Consider the following 18,771-nt stretch of genomic DNA (forward strand, 5'->3'; position numbering starts at 1 on the left):
GCGACATCGCGCGGCACCCCTCCTCCTGGCCGATCATGGGACGGAGGTGAACGACCGATGACCGAAGTGCTCCTGCTCGTCGTGGCCCTGCTGCTCTGCCTTGCCTGCGGAGTCTTCGTCGCGGCCGAGTTCTCGCTGACCACCATCGAGCGCAGCGAGCTCGAGCGGGCCGTGGAGCGCGGTGAGCGCGGGGCCGACAGCGCCCTGGCCGCCGTCCGCAGCCTGACCTTCCAGCTCTCCGGCGCCCAGCTGGGCATCACCGTGACCGGCCTGGTCATCGGCATGATCTCCAAGCCCTCGATCGCCGCCCTGCTCAAGGGCCCCTTCGAGGCGATGGGGCTGTCCGCCGGCGCCGCGTCCTCCACCGCCCTGATCCTCGGCACCGTCCTGTCGACCGTCGTCCTGATGGTCGTGGGCGAGCTGGTGCCCAAGAACTGGGCGATCTCCTCGCCGCTGGCCGTGGCCAAGCGCGTCGCCACCACGCAGCGCGTCTTCAGCCGCGCCTTCAAGCCCCTGATCAGCCATCTGAACACCACGGCGAACCACATGGTCCGCCGGTTCGGCATGGAGCCGGCGGAGGAGCTCGCCTCGGCGCGCACCGCGCAGGAGCTGGTGGCCCTGGCCCGCCACTCCGCGCGGGCGGGCTCCCTGGAGAAGGACACCGCCGAGCTGTTCGTGCGGACCTTGAACCTCGCCGACCTGACCGCGGAGAACGTCATGACCCCGCGCGTCCAGGTCACCGCCCTCGACGTGCAGACCACCGCCGAGGACGTGGCGAACGCGACGCTCGCCACCGGCCTCTCCCGCTTCCCCGTCTACCGGGGCAGCCTCGACACCGTCGTCGGCACCGTCCACATCAAGGACGTACTGGCGCTGCCCGCCGAGGAGCGCCACCGCCACCCGGTCTCGCAGCTGCTGCGCGAACCGCTCCTCGTACCGGAGTCGCTGACCGTGGACCGGCTGCTGGACCGGCTGTCCGGCAAGCAGACGATGGCCGTCGTCATCGACGAGTACGGCGGCACGGCCGGCGTGGCCACCCTCGAGGACATCGTCGAGGAGGTCGTCGGCGAGGTCCGCGACGAGCACGACCCGCACGAGACCCCCGACCTGGCCCCCGCCGGGGAGGACGACGCCGGGCGCGCGCTCTACTCCGCGGACGGCTCGGCCCGCACCGACCAGCTCCAGCGGATCGGGCTGCGCGTGCCGGACGGCCCGTACGAAACCCTGGCCGGACTGATGGCGACCGAACTGGGGCGGATCCCGGTGGTCGGCGACAGCCTGGAGCTGGACGGCTGGCGCCTGGACGTGGTGGACGCGAGCGGGCGGCGGGCCGCGCGGGTGCTGCTGCACGTGCCCGCCGGGCCCGCCGGCGGCCCCGGTACGGAGGAGACCCGATGATCGCCGTCCAGTTGCTGATCGGCCTGGCGACCCTGGTCGTCAACGCCTTCTTCGTCGGCGCGGAGTTCGCGCTGATCTCGGTCCGGCGCAGCCAGATCGAGCCCTACGCCGAGCAGGGCGACCGCAGGGCGCGCGCCGTCCTGTGGGGTCTGGAGCACGTGTCGGCCCTGATGGCGGCGGCCCAGCTGGGCATCACCCTGTGCACCCTGGTGCTGGGCGTGGTGGCCGAGCCGGCCATCGCGCACCTGCTGACCCCCGCGTTCGACTTCTTCGGGGTGCCGGCCGGGCTGACGCACGCGATCTCCTTCGTGGTGGCGCTGGCCCTGGCCACGTACCTGCACATGCTCTTCGGCGAGATGCTGCCGAAGAACGTGGCGCTGGCCGAACCGGTGCGGACCGCCCTGCTGCTGGGCCCGCCGCTGGTGGCCCTGACCCGGGGGCTGCGGCCGGTGATCTTCGCGATCAACGCCTTCGCCAACGCCCTGCTGCGCCTGCTGCGGGTCGAGGTCAAGGACGAGGTCGCGGCGAGCTTCTCGGACGACGAGCTGGCCCGCATCGTCAAGGACTCCAGTGACGCGGGGCTCATCGACGGCCGGGCGAGGGAGCGGCTGCACGACGCCCTGGAGCTGGGGCGGCGGCCGGTGACCGATGTGGTGCTGGCGGCGGACCGGGTCGTCCCGGCCCGGGAGGGCATCACGCCGGCCGGGCTGGAGCAGCTGTCCGCGGAATCGGGGTACTCCCGTTTCCCGATGATCGACGCACAGCACCAGATCCTGGGATACCTGCACGTCAAGGACGCCCTGGGCGTAGCGGAGCGGGACGATCCCTTCCCGGTCTCCGCGCTGCGGCCGATCGCCCAGGTGCGGGCGGAGACCCCGCTGGACGACGTGCTGACCGCGATGCGGCGCAGCCGTACGCACCTGGCGGCGGTACTCGGGCCCGACGGTGCGATGACGGGCCTGGTCACGATGGAGGACGTGCTGCGGGAGCTGTTCGGCAGGCCCGCCGCCGCGTAGCGCGACTCCGGCCCCGCCGGTGCCCCGGCCCCGCCTGCGGGACCGGAGTACCGCGCGGTAGCATCGCTCCCGCCATGGAGATGAATGCGTCTTACACCAGTTTCGTCGCGGTCGGCGACTCCTTCACCGAGGGCATGTCGGACCTGCTCCCCGACGGCTCCTACCGGGGCTGGGCCGATCTGCTCGCCGACCGCCTGGCCGCGCGCGAGCCCGGCTTCCGCTACGCGAACCTCGCGGTCCGCGGCAAGCTCATCGGGCAGATCGCCGAGGAGCAGGCGCCGGTGGCCGCGGCCATGGGCGCGGACGTGGTGGCCTTGGTCGGCGGGCTGAACGACACCCTGCGGCCCAAGGTCGACATGGGCCGGGTCCGCGCGCACCTCGAGGAGGCCGTCGGTCTGCTGGCGCCCTCGTGCGGGACGCTGGTGCTGATGCGCTCCCCGGGGCGCGACGGGCCGGTGATGGAACGTTTCCGTCCGCGCATGGAGGAGCTCTTCGTCATCGTCGAGGAGCTCGCCGCGCGGCACGGAGCCGTCGTGGTCGACCTGTACGGGGCCCGCGTGCTCGGCGATCCCCGGATGTGGGACGTGGACCGGCTGCACCTGACGGCCGAGGGCCACCGCAGGGTCGCGGAGGCGGTCTGGCAGGCCCTGGGCCTGCCTCCCGAGGAGGACTGGCGCGCGGAGCTCTCCGCGGCCGTCCCGCCGGGCTGGGCCGCGCGCCGGGCACAGGACCTCAGCTTCGCGCGCCGCCACCTGCTCCCTTGGGTCGGCCGCCGCCTGACGGGCCGCTCGAGCGGGGACGGCCGCCCGGCCAAGCGCCCGGACCTGGCGCCCCACGGGGCTCCGGCCGGCGAGCGGCTGCCGTAGGCCCGCGGGGCCCGTCTTCCCCTCGCCGGTTCTCGTAGCAACCCACAATCCCGGGTGGGGCCCCTACCTGCGTAAACGCACAGCGGCGGTCCAAGTAGAATCCATCCACGTGACTGCCAAGCCCCGCATCCCCAATGTCCTGGCCGGCCGCTACGCCTCCGCGGAGCTCGCCGTCCTGTGGTCCCCCGAGTACAAGGTGACGCTGGAGCGGCGGCTGTGGCTCGCCGTGCTCCGCGCCCAGAAGGACCTCGGTATCGAGGTCCCGGACGAGGCCCTCGCCGACTACGAGCGTGTCCTGGAGACCGTCGACCTCGCCTCCATCTCGGAGCGCGAGAAGGTCACCCGGCACGACGTGAAGGCCCGTATCGAGGAGTTCAACGCCCTCGCCGGCCACGAGCACGTCCACAAGGGCATGACCTCGCGCGACCTCACCGAGAACGTCGAGCAGCTCCAGATCCGGCTCTCGCTGGAGCTGGCCCGCGACCGTACGGTCGCCGTCCTCGCCCGCCTGGGCAAGCTGGCCGGCGAGCACGCCGAGCTGGTCATGGCCGGCCGCTCCCACAACGTCGCCGCGCAGGCGACGACCCTGGGCAAGCGCTTCGCCACGGCGGCCGATGAGCTGCTGGTCGCCTACGGGCGCCTGGAGGACCTGCTGGGCCGCTACCCGCTGCGCGGCATCAAGGGCCCCGTCGGCACCGCGCAGGACATGCTCGACCTGCTGGGCGGAGACGCCTCCAAGCTGGCCGACCTCGAACAGCGGATCGCCTCCCACCTCGGCTTCGGCCAGGCCTTCACCTCCGTCGGCCAGGTCTACCCGCGCTCGCTCGACTACGACGTGGTCACCGCCCTGGTGCAGCTGGCGGCCGCCCCGTCCTCGATCGCGAAGACCATCCGCCTGATGGCCGGCCACGAACTGGTCACCGAGGGCTTCAAGCCCGGCCAGGTCGGCTCCTCCGCGATGCCGCACAAGATGAACACCCGCTCCTGCGAGCGCGTGAACGGCCTGATGGTCATCCTGCGCGGCTACGCGTCGATGACCGGCGAGCTGGCCGGCGACCAGTGGAACGAGGGCGACGTCTCCTGCTCCGTGGTCCGCCGGGTCGCGCTGCCCGACGCCTTCTTCGCGCTCGACGGCCTGATGGAGACCTTCCTGACCGTCCTCGACGAGTTCGGCGCCTTCCCGGCCGTCGTGGCCCGCGAGCTGGACCGCTACCTCCCCTTCCTCGCCACCACCAAGGTCCTCATGGGCGCGGTGCGCGCCGGGGTGGGCCGCGAGGCCGCCCACGAGGTCATCAAGGAGCACGCGGTGGCCTCCGCCCTCGCCATGCGCGAGCAGGGTGCCGAGCGCAACGAGCTGCTCGACAAGCTGGCCGCCGACGAGCGGATGCCGCTGGACCGGGCCCAGCTCGACGCCCTGATGGCCGACAAGCTGTCCTTCACCGGCGCTGCCGGCGACCAGGTCGCCGTGGTGGTCGCGCGCATCGAGCAGATCACCAAGGAGCACCCGGAGGCCGCGGCCTACACCCCCGGGTCGATCCTCTGACCCCCGAAGAGCTGAACGCCGCCCGTGACCGCGTCCTCCCGGACGTGGTCGCGGGCGGTCTGCGCGTCCTCTTCTGCGGGATCAACCCGGGCCTCCTCTCCGCCGCCACGGGCCACCACTTCGCCCGTCCCGGCAACCGCTTCTGGCCGGTCCTGCACCTGTCCGGCTTCACCCCGCGCCGCCTGGCCCCGGCGGAGCAGGAGGAGCTGCTGAGCTACCGCCTCGGCATCACCAACGTCGTGGCCCGGGCCACCGCCCGCGCCGACGAGCTGAGCGCCGAGGAGATCCGCGAGGGCGGCCGCATCTTGACCGCCAAGGTCGAACTCCTGCGCCCCCAGTGGCTGGCCGTGGTCGGAGTGACCGCCTATCGCACGGCGTTCGGAGAGCGGAAGGCCCGGATCGGCCCCCAGGACCGCACCATCGGAGCCACTCGTGTCTGGGCCCTGCCCAACCCCAGCGGCCTCAACGCCCACTGGACCGCCGAGTCCATGTCCCACGAGTACGCCCGCCTCCGAGCGGCCGCCGAGTCCCCCGATCTCCCCCAGCTCGGAAAGGGGGGGTGGTGGATGGGGTGTGGCTGATGATCTTCGGCTATGGATATGACTGTGGCGCGTGCGCGTCTGCTGGTTCCGGTGTTTCTGCTGGTAGGGGCTGTGTTGGGGGTTTTGGGTCCGGTGCTGACGCGGCCGAGGCCGGACGGCGGGCGGGAGGTGGCCGGCGGGGCGCTCGGGCAGGTGGTGCACTTGCTGGCGAGGGCGGGGTGGTCCTGGGCGGCGTTCGCCTTCGCCGTCGGGTGGGTGTGCCGGTCGTGGCGGCGGGCAGTGTGGCTGGCGCCGGCTGCGTTGACGGTGGCGGTGACGGCGTACTACCTGGTGAAGATGGCGCAGGGCGAGTTCCGGGCCTTCGACATGACGGTGGGCTACTACGAGCAGCCGGACCCCTTGCCGATCGACTGGGCCGGTTTCCTGTCGAAGGCGGTGGCGTGGTGGGTAGCGGCCGTCACCTTCGGCCCGCTACTGGGCTGGGCCGGCACCCTGGCCCGCCGCCCCCACCTCAGCGGACTGGCCTTCCGGCTGCTGGTCCCGCTGATCGCGATCGTCGACATGACCGTGCGCCTTCCCGGCAGCCGGGAACTCGACGGCGCAGTCGCCATCGACACCTGGAGCACCGTACGGATCGCCGCCGCTGTTACCTGCGCACTCCTGACCGTCTGGGCGCTGCACACCACCCTCCGCGCCCGCCGCGTCGTCCGCACCTGAGCGGGCCCCGCAGCCGCGGCGCGGAACTGCCCGGCCTCGTACGCCAGCCTGCCGGACACAGCCACCCCCCGCTACCGCGCCCAGTGGACGCCGAGCTCGGCGATCTGGGCGAGCTGCTCGGGGGTGAGCCGACCGCGGCGCTGATTCTGGTTGACGATCCACACCCCCGTCCGGTGCTCACCGCCAGCGGGGAGCAGCTCGACGTGCCCGCGCCCCGGCAGGCCCCCCGCCCTCCCGCTCCACGTACCGCGCCAGGGCCTCAACTCCTGTCTGGAAAGCCGCTGCACCCCGCCCTGACGTGGTGGTCGCAGGCGTCTTCGCGATGGTCTTGCGGGGCCGTACGGCCTCCTTCACGCCGAGCTTCCCGAGCCGTTCGCGCTGCTCGTAGCCGAGCCGGCCGAGTTCCGGCGTTGGGTGGCGAGCCAGCGACCGATGTCCTCTCCGTGCCGGGGCACCCTGGGGACGGTCGCTCTGAGGCGGGCGCCTTCGGGCGGTGGCATGCCGCGGGGTGGCCGGTGTTCCGTGGAGGTCGTAGGAGGCCCGCGCGGCGGCGAGGTTCTCGGTGCAGGCGGCGTCGGCGGTGTCCCGCACGATCCCCAGCTCTTCCGGCCCGCCCGGGTGTTCCCCGCTCAGCCCGGTGCGGAAGGTGCGGTGCTGGTCGGGGAGCCACCGGCCGGGCGGGTACGGGCTCCCGGTATGGCGGTACGGCGCCTTGAGGCGGCTTCTGCCTGTGCCGGATGTCCGTTGAGTTGTTCGCGCGGTCGGCCGTCCGGCACGTGGTTCCCATGGGGCTCGGCCGGGCTTTGGAGCGGGTGGGGTTCGCGCGTGTTCCTAGTGCTCCGACCGGGAAGGTCCGCCGGGTCGCGGCGCCCGGCACGGCACCTCGCCGCGTTGTCGGACCACGGCGGTACGTCCAGTACGAGCCGCGGCCCTCCGCCCGGGGGCCCCTCCCGGCGGTAGCTGGGGGAGAGGCACCGCACCGAACACCGCGACCCGGCAAACCTTCCCGGCCACAGCACTAGCCGCCAAGTGTGCCTGTGGAGGCGTCCTGCAGCGTGGTGCGGAGCAGGGCGATGGTGGAGGCCAGTTCCTCCAGTGCGTGGGTTGTCAGCGGTGCGGCGAGCCAGGAGCGTAGTCCGCCCTGGAAGGTGGGTGTGGCGGCGGCCAGCAGCTTGCCGCCTTCGGGGGTCAGCTCCAGCAGCGACGAGCGGCGGTTGCTGGGGTTGGGCCGCCGGATCACCCAGCCGGCGGCTTCCAGGCGGTCCACGCCCTTGCTGGTGGCCCCGACGGTGATGGCGGCCTCTTCGGCCAGGTCGTTGACCCGGCAGTCGTCCTGGCTGTCGATGATGCGCAGGAACTCGTACTGGCCCATCGTCAGGCCGTGTTCGGTGCGCAGGCGTTCGCCCAGCGCGTTGTAGAGCCTGGTCTCGTAGCGGACGAGGTCCATGAACACCTGTGGGAGGTCGGTCACGCTCTGCTCCAGATTCGCGGGAATGACATTCCTAGGAATATACTTCCTAGTGAAGAACGATACGCATCCGGAGGATCCCATGAGCAAGGCACAGCGCGCGACGATCGACGCCCTGATGCGGCAGGCCCCGTTCGACGGCAGCCTTCCGCCGGAGCAGACACGCAAGGACTTCGAGGCCCAGATGGCCTCGGGCCCCGCCCCGGCAGGCGTGAGCGTCACCTCCTCCGTGCTCGGCGGGCGCCCCGCCCTGACCGTCGAGCCCGAAGACAGCCCCGCCACCGGGACGATCCTCTACTTCCACGGCGGAGGCTGGGTCTTCGGCTCACCCGCCACCGCTCTGCAGCTCACCGCCGCACTCGTGCGCCGCACCGGGATCCGCGCCGTCTCGCTCGACTACCGGCTCGCCCCCGAACACCCCTTCCCCGCCGCCCTCCAGGACGCCCTCACCGCCTACCGCGACCTGCTCGACCAAGGCGTTCCGGCCGACCAGATCGTCCTGGCCGGGGAGTCGGCAGGCGGCGGCCTCAGCATCACCACCCTGCTCACCGCCCGCGAAGCCGGACTGCCTATGCCGGCCGCCGCGGCCGTCTTCTCCCCGACCCTGGACGCCACCCTCTCGGGCGAGAGCATGACCACCAAGCACGACGCCGACCCGCTCTTCACCCACGCGGACCTGACCACCGTCTTCGCCCACTACCTCGCCGGACAGGACCCCGCCCAGCCGCTGCTGAGCCCGGCCCTCCACGCCGACCCGACCGGGCTGCCCCCGCTGCTGCTCCAGGCAGGCTCCAACGAGATCCTCCTCGACGACTCCACCCGCTTCGCCGTCCGGGCGGCCGCGGCCGGCGTCGACGTCCAGCTCGACATCACCGCCGACGTCCCCCACGTCTTCCAGGCCTTCGAAGGCATGCTCGACGAGGCCGACGCGGCCCTGGACCGCGCCGCCCGCTTCATCGCCACCGCGCTGGCCCGCACCTGAACCGTTCCCCACCACCGCGCGGTGCCGGCCGTTCGCCCGTTGCCGGCTCACGCTCCGCGCGTACTAGGGTCCATGGATGCGGATGTACCTCTCTTCCTTCCGGACGGGCGACCACCCGGGCCGGATGCTGGGGCTTCTGGCCCCTCAAGCCTCCCCTGTTGACGTCGCGGTGATCGCCAACGCGATGGACGCCCTGCCGGACAGCGAGCGCCGGACCGCGGTCGAGCGGGAACTCGGTGCGCTGGCCGAGCTCGGACTGCGGCCAGTCGAAGTCGACTTGCGCGCGTTCTTCGGCAAGCCCGCCGATGAGGTCGCGGCTGTTCTCGCCCGGTGCTCCCTGGTCTGGGTCCGTGGCGGCAACGTATTCGTCCTGCGCCAGGCCCTGGCCCGCAGCGGTGCCGACACCGCCCTGGCCGATCTGGTGCGGCAGGACGCCATCGTCTATGCCGGCTACAGTGCCGGCGCCTGCGTGCTGGCTCCTGACCTGCACGGACTCGAGCAGTGCGACGATCCGCAGGCAGTACGCGCCGCTTACGGCGACCCGGCCCGCTGGGACGGACTGGCCCTCCTCGACTACATCGTCGTACCCCACGTCGACTCGCCCGGACATCCCGAATCCGAAGTCCTCGGCATCGTCGCCGACCGCTACCGCGCCGGAGGCATCGCCCATCGGGCCCTGCGCGACGGCCAGGCCATCGTGATCAACGGCGACTCCACGAGCATCTGGTGACCGAGACCCGTGGGCGTGGTGCCACGCGTGGCGCCACGACGGCCGCCGACTTTCGCGCTCGTGCCGGCCGGGCGTTCCGGAGCCGGGAGGACCGTACGGTCCTCACCGGCAGCCCGGCCTCGTCCTAGGTGGCCGGCTTGCGGCCCCAGACGAACACGGTGTCGCCGGTGCTGGTGGTGTTCCAGAGGCGCTCCGCGTCCGCGAGCTGCAGGTTGATGCAGCCCGCCGACCCGCCGCCGTTGAAGAGGCCGCCGTACACGCCGTGCAGGGCCTGGCCGCCGGAGAAGTACTGGGCGTAGGGCATGGGGGCGTCGTCGTACAGATCGGACGTCTCGTCGATGACGCGGTCGGTGATCTCGTGCCGGCCCTCGCGGGTCTGCTGCCCCCACCTGCCGGTGCGGACCGGGACCGCCCGGTAGACCTGCGTGCCGTCGTACTGCACCCACAACAGCTGCCGGGTGAGGTCCACGCACACGACCCTGCGCTCACCGGCCGGGCACTTGGCGTCCCGGTTGGGGTGGCGGCGTTCCTCGACGACCAGGGTCGTGCGGTACGTTGCCAGGTTCGCGCTGCCGTCGGCGGGCGCGAGCCGTTCGCGCTGCTGGAACGCGCGGATGGCCTCGCAGTCGGCCGTGCTCTGGCGGCCGTCGGCGGGCAGACGCAGGTACTGTTCCATCTCCCACTGGTACGGACCGGTGTCGGCGGTGCAGGCGGCCGGGGGTGCGCCGGGAGTGACGGCATCAGCCCCCGCAGGCGTCGGGAACATCGCCAGCAGCCAGGTGAGGGACGCCGGGAGCAGGACGCCCCTCGGGCGCCGACGGTGCCGTGGTGCGGGCAAGGTGCGGCCTCCAGACGTGTGCCCCCGCGCGGGATCCCGCGCGACGACGGAACGCGGACCCCTTGCCCGCATTCGAGCACGTCCGGCCGTGTCGCGCGCCGTGGTGCGGGGCCATCCGGGTCCGCGGTGGTGGGGTGTCCCTGTGCCCGCACGAGTGAGGTTCCTGCGCGCGCCGCTCGCCGCGGCGCTGGCTCTCCTGGCCGGCTGCGGCGGCGGCGAGGTGAGCGGCGAGGTGAGACGCCCGGTCACCCAGGACGAGGCCCAGCTGCTGGCGCTCGTACGGCTGTCGGCCTACGAGTCGAGTCCCGCGGCCCTGACCGTACGCGTTCCCGGCCCGGCGGGGGTCACCGTCGTCACCGGGGTGGTGGACTACCGCACGCGCCGCGCCTCGGGGACCTTCACGGTCCCCGGACGGCCCGCGGCCGGCGGGGCCCTGGCCTGGGACGCCGGGAGCGTGTCCGTGGACCCGGCCGGAGGCCCCCGGCGCTGGTCGCGGCGGCCCTACACCCGGGACCCGCTGGACCGGGCGCTGCTCCTGACCCTCCAGCTGGGGCAGGACCGTCCGGAGAACGCGCAGCTCCTCGCGCAGTCGGGCGCCCAGTGGCTCGGGCGGCGAAGGCTGCCGGACGCGGACGGGCGGGAAGGCGGGGGGGAAGGTCCGTACGAGGTCTTCGCGGGCCCGAGGCCCCCGGGCCGAGAAGGGGCCCGGGCCTCGCCGCTGACGTACTGGGTCGACGCGAAGGGCGCCGTGCGCCGGGTCGAGGCGCGCCTGACCGGCGAGGGCCCGGCGGCGACGGTGGATTTCACCGGTTCGCCCGCCGGGCCCGTGGCCCCTGCCGGGCCCACCGCGACCGCGCCTCCTCAGCCGCGGGACGGCAACGGGTAGCGCGCGGGGTCCGCGGGGGGCATCGCGGCCGCCGGGCTGCCAGGGGCCGTGCCCGGGCCCGGCATCGAGGGCTGCGGCGCGGGCGCGGGCACCCGCCGGAACGACAGCCCCGCGGGGGCGGACGGAGGGGGTGGCCCGGCAGCCGGGGACAGCGGGGCCGCGGGCTGGCCGCACCGGGCCGCGCCGGCCAGGCCGTCGGGCGAGGCCGTCATCTCGCCGTTGCCGGCGAAGCAGTTCCCGGCGGCGCCGGCGGCGGCCAGGATGAGGTCGGTGCCGTTGCTGGTCACCCGGTTGGCCCCGACCCTGTTGCCGGTGACCGGGTAGCCGAGGACATCGGCGAGGAGGACACCGGCGTGCCGGTTGCCGCCGATCAGGTTGCGCTCCAGGACGTTGTCCCGGCCGCCGCCGATGCCGATCCCGATGCCGAAGCCGCCGTCCGCCTGCTCCGGGCTCGCCGCGTCGTTGTTGTCGACGAGCGTGTTCCCGGCGAAGACGGCCCCGCGCTGCGGAGCGAGGGACTCCAGGTCGTTGGAGTTCACGGCCGCCCCGACGCGGTTCAGGCGGGAGAGGTTGCCCAGGAAGTACAGGTCCTGCGAGGCGTTGGTGACCTCCAGCCCGACCGCGTTGTGCTCGACGGTGTTGTCACGGACGACCGTCCGGCAGGGCGAGCACTGGCCCACGTAGATCCCCGAGTCCGCGTGGCCGGAGGCGTAGGAGTGCTCGATGACGCCCTCGCTCGCGTCGAACGCGTAGATCCCGTACAGAGCGTTGTTGTGCGCCGTGACGTACGAGGCGCGAAAGCCGTGCAGCGGAGGGTGGAGGCGGGTGTCCAGGCGCTCGTAGTGCTTGCCGCCGCCCGCGCCCGCCTGACGGGAGGCGTCGGTGACGCCGGTGATCAGCAGGCCGTTCGCCAGGTGGTTGCGCACGGTCAGGTTCTCCACGGCCGACCCCGCGCCGGTGACGGTGATCCCGTTGGCGCGCCGGAACTCCCCGTCGATCACGGTGGAGTTGCGGTCGGCTCCCCGCAGGACGACGCGGGGAGTGGCGAGGGTGACGCTCTCGCGGTAGGTGCCCGGGGCGGCCAGGACCAGGTCGCCGGGGCGGGCCCGGTCCACGGCCTTCTGGAGGGAGGGGAAATCCGCCGGGACGCGCAGGACGAGCGGTCCGCGGGAGGAGCCGGAGGAGCCGGAGGATCCGGAGGAGTCGTCGGTGGGCGGGGCGCAGGAGGCGCTCGCCAGGGCCGCCAGGACGGTGGCGGCGGCGAGCAGGGCGCGGAGGCGGGATCGCATGGAGAGAGGTGTATCGTCCCGGATACCCGGGATGCCATTTTCACCTATTTGTCAGATGAATTCAGGGGCGCAGTCGTGGTCTTGCTCAGTCGTCGCGAGCTGGTCGGTGCGGTCGGTGTCGCGTCCCTCGCGGTCAGCGGATGCGGTCCGGCCGGCTCCCGTACCCGTACCCCTACCGCTACCCCTACCCCGGCTGCCGGCTCCCGTGGCGCGACCCCCGCCCCCGGCACCCGGGCGTCCGGCCGCCAGCGGGGCATCACCGATCCGCAGCCGCGGCACGTGCTGCTGATCTCGTACGACGGCACGGGCGCCCCCGGCGCCGCGGTCCCGTCCACCGTCCGCTCCGCGGCCGCGCGGTGGCCGGAGGTCTTCGCCCGCGAGGGCGTGAACACAGGTCCCGCGCTCACGGCGACCCTCGCGTACGGACCGCGGGCGTTCGGGCCCCCTGGGGACGGTCCCGGCTCCGGCGTCGTGCCGCCCGAGCTGCGCGAGCTGCCCCCCTTCGCGGGCGACCGCCTCGACCCGGACGCGGGCGGCGGCGACCTCCTGGTTCAGATCTGCGCTCCGAGCGCCGAGGCCTGCACCCGACTGGGCCGGGCCCTGGACGAGGCGGCGGGCTCCGGCCTCCGGCCGCGCTGGCGGCAGGCCGGCTCGGTTCCCGCGGCCGCCCCCGGGGAAGCGCCGCGCAACCTCCTCGGATTCAAGGACGGCACCGCGAACCCCGGCCCGCAGGAGACCGAACGCTCGGTGTGGATCGCCGGAGGTCCGTACGCCGGCGGCTGCTACCTCGTCCTGCGCCGGATCCGGGTCGGGGTGGCGGAGTTCCTGGCGCTGCCGGTCGCCCGGCAGGAGCAGGTCATCGGGCGCCGCCGGGACAGCGGGGGACCGCTGGGGGGGGGCCCGGAACGGCAGGAGGTCGACCTGTTCGCGAAGACCCCGGAGGGACGGTACGTACTCCCGGCGAACTCCCACGTCCGGCTGGCGCACTCGCGCTACGACGCGGGGGCCCGGATGCTGCGCCGCGGGTACTCGTACGACAACGGGCCCGCGGACCGCGGCCTGCTGTTCCTGGCCTACCTGAACGACCCGCGGCTGTTCGCACGGGTCCAGCGGCGGCTGGCGGCGGCCGACGCATTGGGCGCGTTCACCGAGACCGTCGGCTCGGGGCTGTACTTCGTGCCCGCGCTCCATGGGCAACGGGGAACGGGGAACTGATATCCGGGGTAGCGGGTGACGCACCGGGCCCCGGCCGCGAGCGGCCGGGGCCCGGTGGAAAGCGGGTGCGCTCAGCGCGGTCCCTTGTGGTCCTTGCCCTTGTCGGGCTCACCCCGCTCGTTCGTCAGCGTGAGCCGGATCCCGGCCTCGGCGTTGTCGACCGTCACGGTGTGCGGTCCGCTGACCGGACGGGCGGGCAGCCGGTACCCCTCGGGCACCGCCGTCTCCCGCAGGTAGTAGGTGCCCAGCGCGAGACCGGCGAAGCCGCAGCGTCCCGCGGTGTCAGTGGCGCAGGCCGGACCGGTCCTGGTGTCCGCGGGCGCACCCGTCGTCTGGAGCCCGGGACGCCCGTTGGTCTCCTGCCACAGTTCGAAGACGGCTCCGCGCAGCGGCCTGCCGGTGGTGGCGTCCTTCTTGAGGACCGCGATCCTGCCGAGCACGGCCTGGTTGGTGAGGGTGACGCGCAGCGCCTGGTCGGAGGCCTGCGCCGTCAGCTCGTGCGGTCCGCTCACGGCCGGGTCCGGCAGCCGGTAGCCGTGCGGGGCGGCGGTCTCCTGCCAGTAGTAGCTGCCCAGGGGCAGGCCCGTACGGGTGCAGATGCCGTCGGCTCCGGTGGTGCAGGCGGCGCCCACACGGACGTCGGCATCCGGGTCCTCGGTCTGGAGGCCGGGACGCCCGTTGGTCTCGTGCCACAGCTGGAACACCGCGCCCGCCAGCGGCCGGTTCGTCCCGGCGGCGTGTTTGACGACGCTCACCGAACCGGTCGGCGGGATGTAGTAGCCGGCGTCGTGCGTGTGGTCGTTCTCGCCCGCGCCGCCGGTGCGAAACGACTCGGTCTGAGTGGCGGGATCCGGGTTGGAGTCCACCGAGCGGTCGGGGCCGCTTTCCTTCGCCGTGGGCACCAGATCGGCCGGGGCGGGCTTCTCCGGGATGGCGCCGGTGTCCGCCGTCTTCACGTCGAACGTGATCTGGTAGTCGGTGCGCGGTTTGACCTGGAAGTAGTACTCACCCCGGTCGTTGGTCGTCGTGGTCTCGAGGACGGTCCCGTCCTTGTCCTTGAGGGTCACCGTGGCGCCCGGGAGGGGCTCCTCACCCGGGCCCTGGATCCCGTCGCGGTCGCGGTCGAACCAGACGCGGTTGCCGATCTGTACCGGTGCCTCGTCGCAGAGCAGTTCCAGGTCTCCGAGCCCGTTCGCCTTGCCGAAGGAGCCCTGGCCGCCGTCGACCTGGTAGTCCTCCGAACCCGCGCCGGTGGTGTTGTCGAACTTGCGCACGCCGCCGGAGAAGATGGTCAGGGGGTCCACGATCGTGGAGACGGTCTTGGTGAACCGCGGCGCGAACGCCAGGCCCCCCTGGAGGGATTCGGCGAGCTGGCCGAGCGTGGAGTCGGCGTAGTAGTACTCCTTGACGCCGTCCTGCTGGGGCGGCGCGCTGCCCGGCGTGAAGTGGTTGGGGCAGGCCTCCGACTCACTGTCCCAGACCCACCCGCCGGCCGTCTTGCAGACGCGGGTGATGTCCCCCATCGCGGGGAAGAGGGACCGCTGCGTGGTGGGGGCGTCGGTGGTGCTGCCTTCGGGCGGCAGGGCCTCGTAGCCCGCCTGGTCGCCGAGCCGGTCCCGGAACCCCAGGACCATCGATCCGTCGCGGTCGAAGACGATGTCGGAGAGGAGCGGCTGCGGGAAGTTGGACTGCTTGAACCAGGCGTACGGGTCCCAGGTCGGGAGCCAGTGCCGCCAGTGGGTGTCGCCCAGGGTGGCCGCGTACCCCATGCCGCGCTCGGCACCGAGGCCGTGGCCGATCACCGTCTCGAAGGCGGTGCCGTTCAGCTTCAGTACGAAGGCCCGCAGGTCCTCGTCCTTCTGCGAGGTCTCCGCACTGCACGTGCCGCCGACGTACACGGCTCCGTCGTGCGCGCCGAGGCCGTACGGGCGCCAGTCCGCGGCGCCGCCGGGACAGCCGGGGTCGGGAATGGGGATGACCTGCGTCGCCGTGGCGGGCGGCTTGCCGGGGCCCGCGCCTTCGGTGTCGTAGACGAACAGGCTCTTGGCCTTGAGGCCGACGGCGTAGAGGGTGCGGCCGTCGTCCGCGAGGTCGAGGTCGCCGAGGCCCTCCTTGCCGACCGCGTTGTTGATCTCCATGGTGTCGCGGGTGAGGTCGCTCGAATGCGTGGCGTCCCCCGCGTCGGGAACGGTCGCGAACAGCGAGGTCGTCCTGCTGCCCCGGTCGACGACGTAGATCCCGCCCGGGCCCGCGGGACCGTAGGGCATCAGCCGCTTGGTCAGCGCACCGGTGAACAGCTGGTCGGTGTCGCGGCGGTGGGCGAGGCCGTAGGTGGCTCCGGTCTCCTCGTACGTGGTCTCGTCGGCCGGGGCCGGACTGTCACCGGTGCGGTCGTACGGCCACGAGACCAGGGCCTTGGTACCCGGCCGGCCCGGCGCGCTCTGGTGGTGGCAGGGGGTGGCGAGGTCCGGGTTGGCCTGGCAGTAGTCGGCCGGGTTGTGGACGCCCGTGACCACCGAGGCGTTCCCGCTCGTGACGTCGACGAACTCCACCAGCGAGGACAGGGACGGCGCGGGGCCGCCGGCCTGCGCGGGCCGCAGGTACGGCTTGGCGGGCGGAATGACGGCTTCCACGCGATAGCGGCCGCCGGTGAGCCCGAGCGCGCCGGGGGCCAGCACCACCGTGCCGTCGGGACCGGTGACGCCCCGGCCGCTCTTGCCCGAGGTGTCGGTGAGCGTCACCGGGATGCCCTGCTCGCCGACCTCCAGGGCCGGGGTCCAGCTGCCGTCGGAGTCGACGTCCCGGACCACGGTCACGGTGACCGAACCGTCGGCACGGAGCCCCGGACCTGCGAAGGCGGGCGGCGGCGCGGCGAGGGCCGGAACGGCCAGCAGCACGGCCAGGCCCCCCAGCCATTGCCGGGCCCCGTGGCCGGGGACTCTTGGGGGAACGCTCATGTGTCTCATTTCCGAGATCCGCTGATTGCAGGCCCAGAATGAGGCTTTATCCGCCGATATCGTGCAACCCCTGCGGAGTCGGACACTCCCTTGCCACACACAAACACCCTGCTGGAGTTCGCCGGCGGACCTCCGGGGCCCTGTCGGCGAAGGACGCTGGCCTGGAACCACGTGCTCGCGCAGGGGGACGATCAGCCGGCGGACCGACCGGGCTGTGCCGAGCGGCGGCCACCGGACGCACGGTGCGCACCGGTGGAGCCACCGGTTCCCGCGGATGTCAGTGCTGCGGGCCATACTCGTGCCGCGGCGCCGCTCGGGCACCGCAGTGCGAGGGGAGCACGATGGCTGAGGTGCTGGTTTTCCACCACGGGCACGGGTTGACCGCCGGTGTTCGCGCGTTCGCCGGGCACTTGCGGCGGGCCGGACACACCGTCCACGTTCCGGACCTGTACGAGGGCCGGGTGTTCGACAGCCTGGATGAAGGCATCGGGTACGCCGAGAAGGCCGGGTTCGCCACGATCACCGCGCGCGGCATCGCCGCGGCCGGGGAACTGCCCGCAGAGCTCGTTTACGTCGGGTTCTCGCTCGGCGTCCTGCCGGCGCAGAAGCTGGCCCAGACCCGCCCCGGCGCAAAGGGCGCGCTGTTGCTCGAGGCGTGCGTCCCGGTATCGGAGTTCGGCGGGGCCTGGCCCCAGGACGTGCCGGTTCAGGTCCACGGCATGGACGCGGATCCGTTCTTCGCGGGGGAGGGCGATGTGGACGCCGCCCGCGCGCTCGTCGGGACGACGGCGGATGCCGAGCTGTTCCTCTACCCCGGCGACAGGCACCTGTTCACCGACAGCAGCCTCCCCTCCTACGAGGAGCAGGCCGCAACGGAGCTCACGCATCGGGTTCTCGGCTTCCTCGGCCGCATCGAGTAGCGGGATCAATGGCCCGCTCCCGTCCGGGCGCTCCCGCCACGGGGCGGCCCTGGCCGCTTGCGTGCCGGACTCCGGCCGCGGTGGTCTGCGACAGCATGTCGATGTCGCTGCTGTACGTGGTCTTCTTCGCGATCGGCACCGCCGAGACCCTGTACGACAGTTCGACAGCCGCGTGGCTGCCGACGCTCGTCGAGCCGAAGGACCTGGCCCGGGCCAACGGCCGACTGCAGACGACGTACGTCATCTGCAACGAATTCGTCGGGCCTCCGGTCGGCGGGTTCATCTTCGCCGCCGCGGCGTTCGCACCCTTCGCCCTGGGCACAGCGGGTTACCTGGCCGCGGTGGGCCTGCTCGCTCTGATCCCCGCAGCAGCCAAGCGCCGCCAGGAGGCGGAGCACAAGCCGCTGACGGTGAGAAGCGTCAAGGAGGACATCGGCGTCGGTGCCCGGTGGTACTGGTCCTCGCCCATGCTCCGGGCGATGAGTCTGGTCGCCGCGGCGGGGAACGCGGCCAGTGCGGCGAGCTACGGAATCCTGTCGTCACACTGCGACAACAGATCGTCCCGAACAACGCGCGGATCGCCCGGGTGAAGGAAGAAGCGGAAACGTCACGGGCTCGCGAGCGGCAGCGCGAAGGCATCTCGCAATAGTGTGATGGGTACGCCGACAAGAGGTCCCAACCCACTTCGTACACTCGTCCGATGGATGGGATGAAGTGCACGTACTGCGGCGCCGTCGGCCTCGAACCCGGCTTCGTCGAGGACGCGGGGGAGGGCGCCCGCGGCTACGCCCGCTGGATCGCCGGGCCGCTGGAGCGAGGCGTGTTCGGGGGCGCCAAACGCCTGGGCCGGCCTCGCCGCCGCATCGAGGCGTACCGCTGCCCCCGCTGCGCCCACCTGGAACTCTTCGCCACCGAACCCGTCTGAGGCCCGGGCGGCGGACCCCACCAGGGCGGTCGAACAGCAGTGGGTCAGTCCGTATCGACGACCTTCACGGTGACCGGCGTTCCGGCTTCCACTGTGCGGCTGACCGTGCAGAGCTTGTCGTGGGAGGGCGCCCGGCTGAGAGACCGGACACAACCACCGGACAGGGCGGGCGGGCCGTGGGACGCTGTGCCGGACGAGAGCACTCCCCGCCAGGAGCCCGCACATGCCATCCTCCCGTACAGACCGTCCTGCCCGGAGTCCGGCTGTGAGCCGCCGATCTCTGTGCTGTCCGGCCTCGCCCCTCTTCGCGGCGGGTGCGGTCCTCACCCTGACCGGCGCCGCGCTTTACGTGACGCCCGGCGACCGGCCGGGCGTCGCCGCCGCCGGAGCCCTCGTCCTGGCAGCCATGGCCGCCTGGTGGTGCGCCTCCAGACAGCGCTGATCACGACCTCTCGGGGTCCGAGACCGCCCCGCCCCTG

The 18,771-nt window shown here is 72.8% G+C and carries 19 protein-coding genes; 14 read left to right on the forward strand and 5 right to left on the reverse strand.

Annotated features, from left to right (window positions below):
• Positions 1 to 57 precede the first annotated feature (57 nt).
• The 6 genes from DRB96_RS27400 (at position 58) to DRB96_RS27425 (ending at position 6,082) form a co-directional block, all read left to right on the forward strand.
• Complete coding sequence (locus tag DRB96_RS27400) at positions 58 to 1,398, forward strand: hemolysin family protein (protein ID WP_112450866.1); 1,341 nt, start codon at positions 58 to 60, stop codon at positions 1,396 to 1,398.
• Positions 1,395 to 2,414: a hemolysin family protein gene (locus DRB96_RS27405; RefSeq protein WP_112450867.1), complete on the forward strand. Its 1,020-nt coding sequence runs from the start codon at positions 1,395 to 1,397 to the stop codon at positions 2,412 to 2,414. The genes DRB96_RS27400 and DRB96_RS27405 overlap by 4 nt, the downstream gene beginning before the upstream one ends.
• Before the next feature lie 74 nt (positions 2,415 to 2,488).
• On the forward strand, positions 2,489 to 3,280 hold the full coding sequence (locus DRB96_RS27410; RefSeq protein ID WP_112450868.1) for an SGNH/GDSL hydrolase family protein: 792 nt from the start codon (positions 2,489 to 2,491) through the stop codon (positions 3,278 to 3,280).
• A 109-nt stretch (positions 3,281 to 3,389) separates the two neighbouring features.
• Positions 3,390 to 4,823, forward strand: a complete 1,434-nt coding sequence (gene purB, locus DRB96_RS27415) for an adenylosuccinate lyase (protein ID WP_112450869.1) — start codon at positions 3,390 to 3,392, stop codon at positions 4,821 to 4,823.
• Positions 4,820 to 5,404 carry a G/U mismatch-specific DNA glycosylase gene (mug, locus tag DRB96_RS27420; protein WP_112453745.1) on the forward strand — a complete coding sequence of 195 codons (585 nt, stop codon included), beginning with the start codon at positions 4,820 to 4,822 and terminating at the stop codon, positions 5,402 to 5,404. Before purB ends, mug begins: the two co-directional genes overlap by 4 nt.
• Before the next feature lie 93 nt (positions 5,405 to 5,497).
• A complete protein-coding gene (locus tag DRB96_RS27425; protein ID WP_162689096.1) occupies positions 5,498 to 6,082 on the forward strand; it encodes a hypothetical protein in 585 nt (194 codons plus the stop codon).
• Between the two features lie 71 nt (positions 6,083 to 6,153).
• On the opposite strand, the gene DRB96_RS43230 is transcribed toward DRB96_RS27425, so the two are convergent.
• A complete protein-coding gene (locus tag DRB96_RS43230) occupies positions 6,154 to 6,246 on the reverse strand; it encodes a helicase (protein ID WP_162688972.1) in 93 nt (30 codons plus the stop codon).
• A gap of 854 nt (positions 6,247 to 7,100) precedes the next feature.
• Positions 7,101 to 7,553 carry a MarR family winged helix-turn-helix transcriptional regulator gene (locus tag DRB96_RS27435; RefSeq protein WP_343234599.1) on the reverse strand — a complete coding sequence of 151 codons (453 nt, stop codon included), beginning with the start codon at positions 7,551 to 7,553 and terminating at the stop codon, positions 7,101 to 7,103.
• A 79-nt stretch (positions 7,554 to 7,632) separates the two neighbouring features.
• On the opposite strand from DRB96_RS27435, the gene DRB96_RS27440 reads away from it, so the two are divergent.
• Both DRB96_RS27440 and DRB96_RS27445 read left to right on the forward strand, forming a co-directional pair.
• Positions 7,633 to 8,532 carry an alpha/beta hydrolase gene (locus tag DRB96_RS27440; RefSeq protein ID WP_112450873.1) on the forward strand — a complete coding sequence of 300 codons (900 nt, stop codon included), beginning with the start codon at positions 7,633 to 7,635 and terminating at the stop codon, positions 8,530 to 8,532.
• A 76-nt stretch (positions 8,533 to 8,608) separates the two neighbouring features.
• Positions 8,609 to 9,262 (forward strand): Type 1 glutamine amidotransferase-like domain-containing protein, encoded by a 654-nt coding sequence (locus DRB96_RS27445; protein WP_112450874.1) that lies wholly within the window; start codon positions 8,609 to 8,611, stop codon positions 9,260 to 9,262.
• Between the two features lie 124 nt (positions 9,263 to 9,386).
• On the opposite strand, the gene DRB96_RS27450 is transcribed toward DRB96_RS27445, so the two are convergent.
• Positions 9,387 to 10,100, reverse strand: coding sequence for a L,D-transpeptidase (locus DRB96_RS27450; RefSeq protein ID WP_239516352.1), 714 nt, complete (start codon positions 10,098 to 10,100; stop codon positions 9,387 to 9,389).
• A gap of 142 nt (positions 10,101 to 10,242) precedes the next feature.
• Between DRB96_RS27450 and DRB96_RS27455 the strand changes: the two genes are divergently transcribed.
• Positions 10,243 to 10,986 (forward strand): hypothetical protein, encoded by a 744-nt coding sequence (locus DRB96_RS27455; protein WP_162689097.1) that lies wholly within the window; start codon positions 10,243 to 10,245, stop codon positions 10,984 to 10,986.
• Here the strand turns inward: DRB96_RS27455 and DRB96_RS46030 are convergent.
• A complete protein-coding gene (locus DRB96_RS46030) occupies positions 10,962 to 12,275 on the reverse strand; it encodes a right-handed parallel beta-helix repeat-containing protein (protein ID WP_112450877.1) in 1,314 nt (437 codons plus the stop codon). The two genes, DRB96_RS27455 and DRB96_RS46030, sit on opposite strands and share 25 nt — an antisense overlap.
• 75 nt (positions 12,276 to 12,350) lie before the next feature.
• Between DRB96_RS46030 and DRB96_RS27465 the strand changes: the two genes are divergently transcribed.
• The gene (locus DRB96_RS27465) at positions 12,351 to 13,490 is read left to right on the forward strand and encodes a Dyp-type peroxidase (protein ID WP_162689098.1); all 1,140 of its coding nucleotides are present in this window, start codon (positions 12,351 to 12,353) and stop codon (positions 13,488 to 13,490) included.
• A gap of 71 nt (positions 13,491 to 13,561) precedes the next feature.
• On the opposite strand, the gene DRB96_RS27470 is transcribed toward DRB96_RS27465, so the two are convergent.
• Positions 13,562 to 16,447, reverse strand: a complete 2,886-nt coding sequence (locus tag DRB96_RS27470) for a SpaA isopeptide-forming pilin-related protein (protein WP_162688735.1) — start codon at positions 16,445 to 16,447, stop codon at positions 13,562 to 13,564.
• A gap of 341 nt (positions 16,448 to 16,788) precedes the next feature.
• Between DRB96_RS27470 and DRB96_RS27475 the strand changes: the two genes are divergently transcribed.
• The 4 genes from DRB96_RS27475 (at position 16,789) to DRB96_RS43235 (ending at position 18,734) form a co-directional block, all read left to right on the forward strand.
• Positions 16,789 to 17,367, forward strand: a complete 579-nt coding sequence (locus DRB96_RS27475) for a dienelactone hydrolase family protein (RefSeq protein WP_112450880.1) — start codon at positions 16,789 to 16,791, stop codon at positions 17,365 to 17,367.
• A gap of 80 nt (positions 17,368 to 17,447) precedes the next feature.
• Positions 17,448 to 17,957 (forward strand): MFS transporter, encoded by a 510-nt coding sequence (locus DRB96_RS27480; RefSeq protein WP_162688734.1) that lies wholly within the window; start codon positions 17,448 to 17,450, stop codon positions 17,955 to 17,957.
• Positions 17,958 to 18,067: 110 nt separating this feature from the next.
• Positions 18,068 to 18,292, forward strand: a complete 225-nt coding sequence (locus tag DRB96_RS27485) for a hypothetical protein (RefSeq protein ID WP_112450882.1) — start codon at positions 18,068 to 18,070, stop codon at positions 18,290 to 18,292.
• Positions 18,293 to 18,557: 265 nt separating this feature from the next.
• On the forward strand, positions 18,558 to 18,734 hold the full coding sequence (locus DRB96_RS43235) for a hypothetical protein (RefSeq protein ID WP_162688733.1): 177 nt from the start codon (positions 18,558 to 18,560) through the stop codon (positions 18,732 to 18,734).
• The last annotated feature ends 37 nt before the right edge of the window (positions 18,735 to 18,771 follow it).

The organism is Streptomyces sp. ICC1 (assembly GCF_003287935.1).
Lineage (GTDB): Bacteria > Actinomycetota > Actinomycetes > Streptomycetales > Streptomycetaceae > Streptomyces > Streptomyces tritrimontium.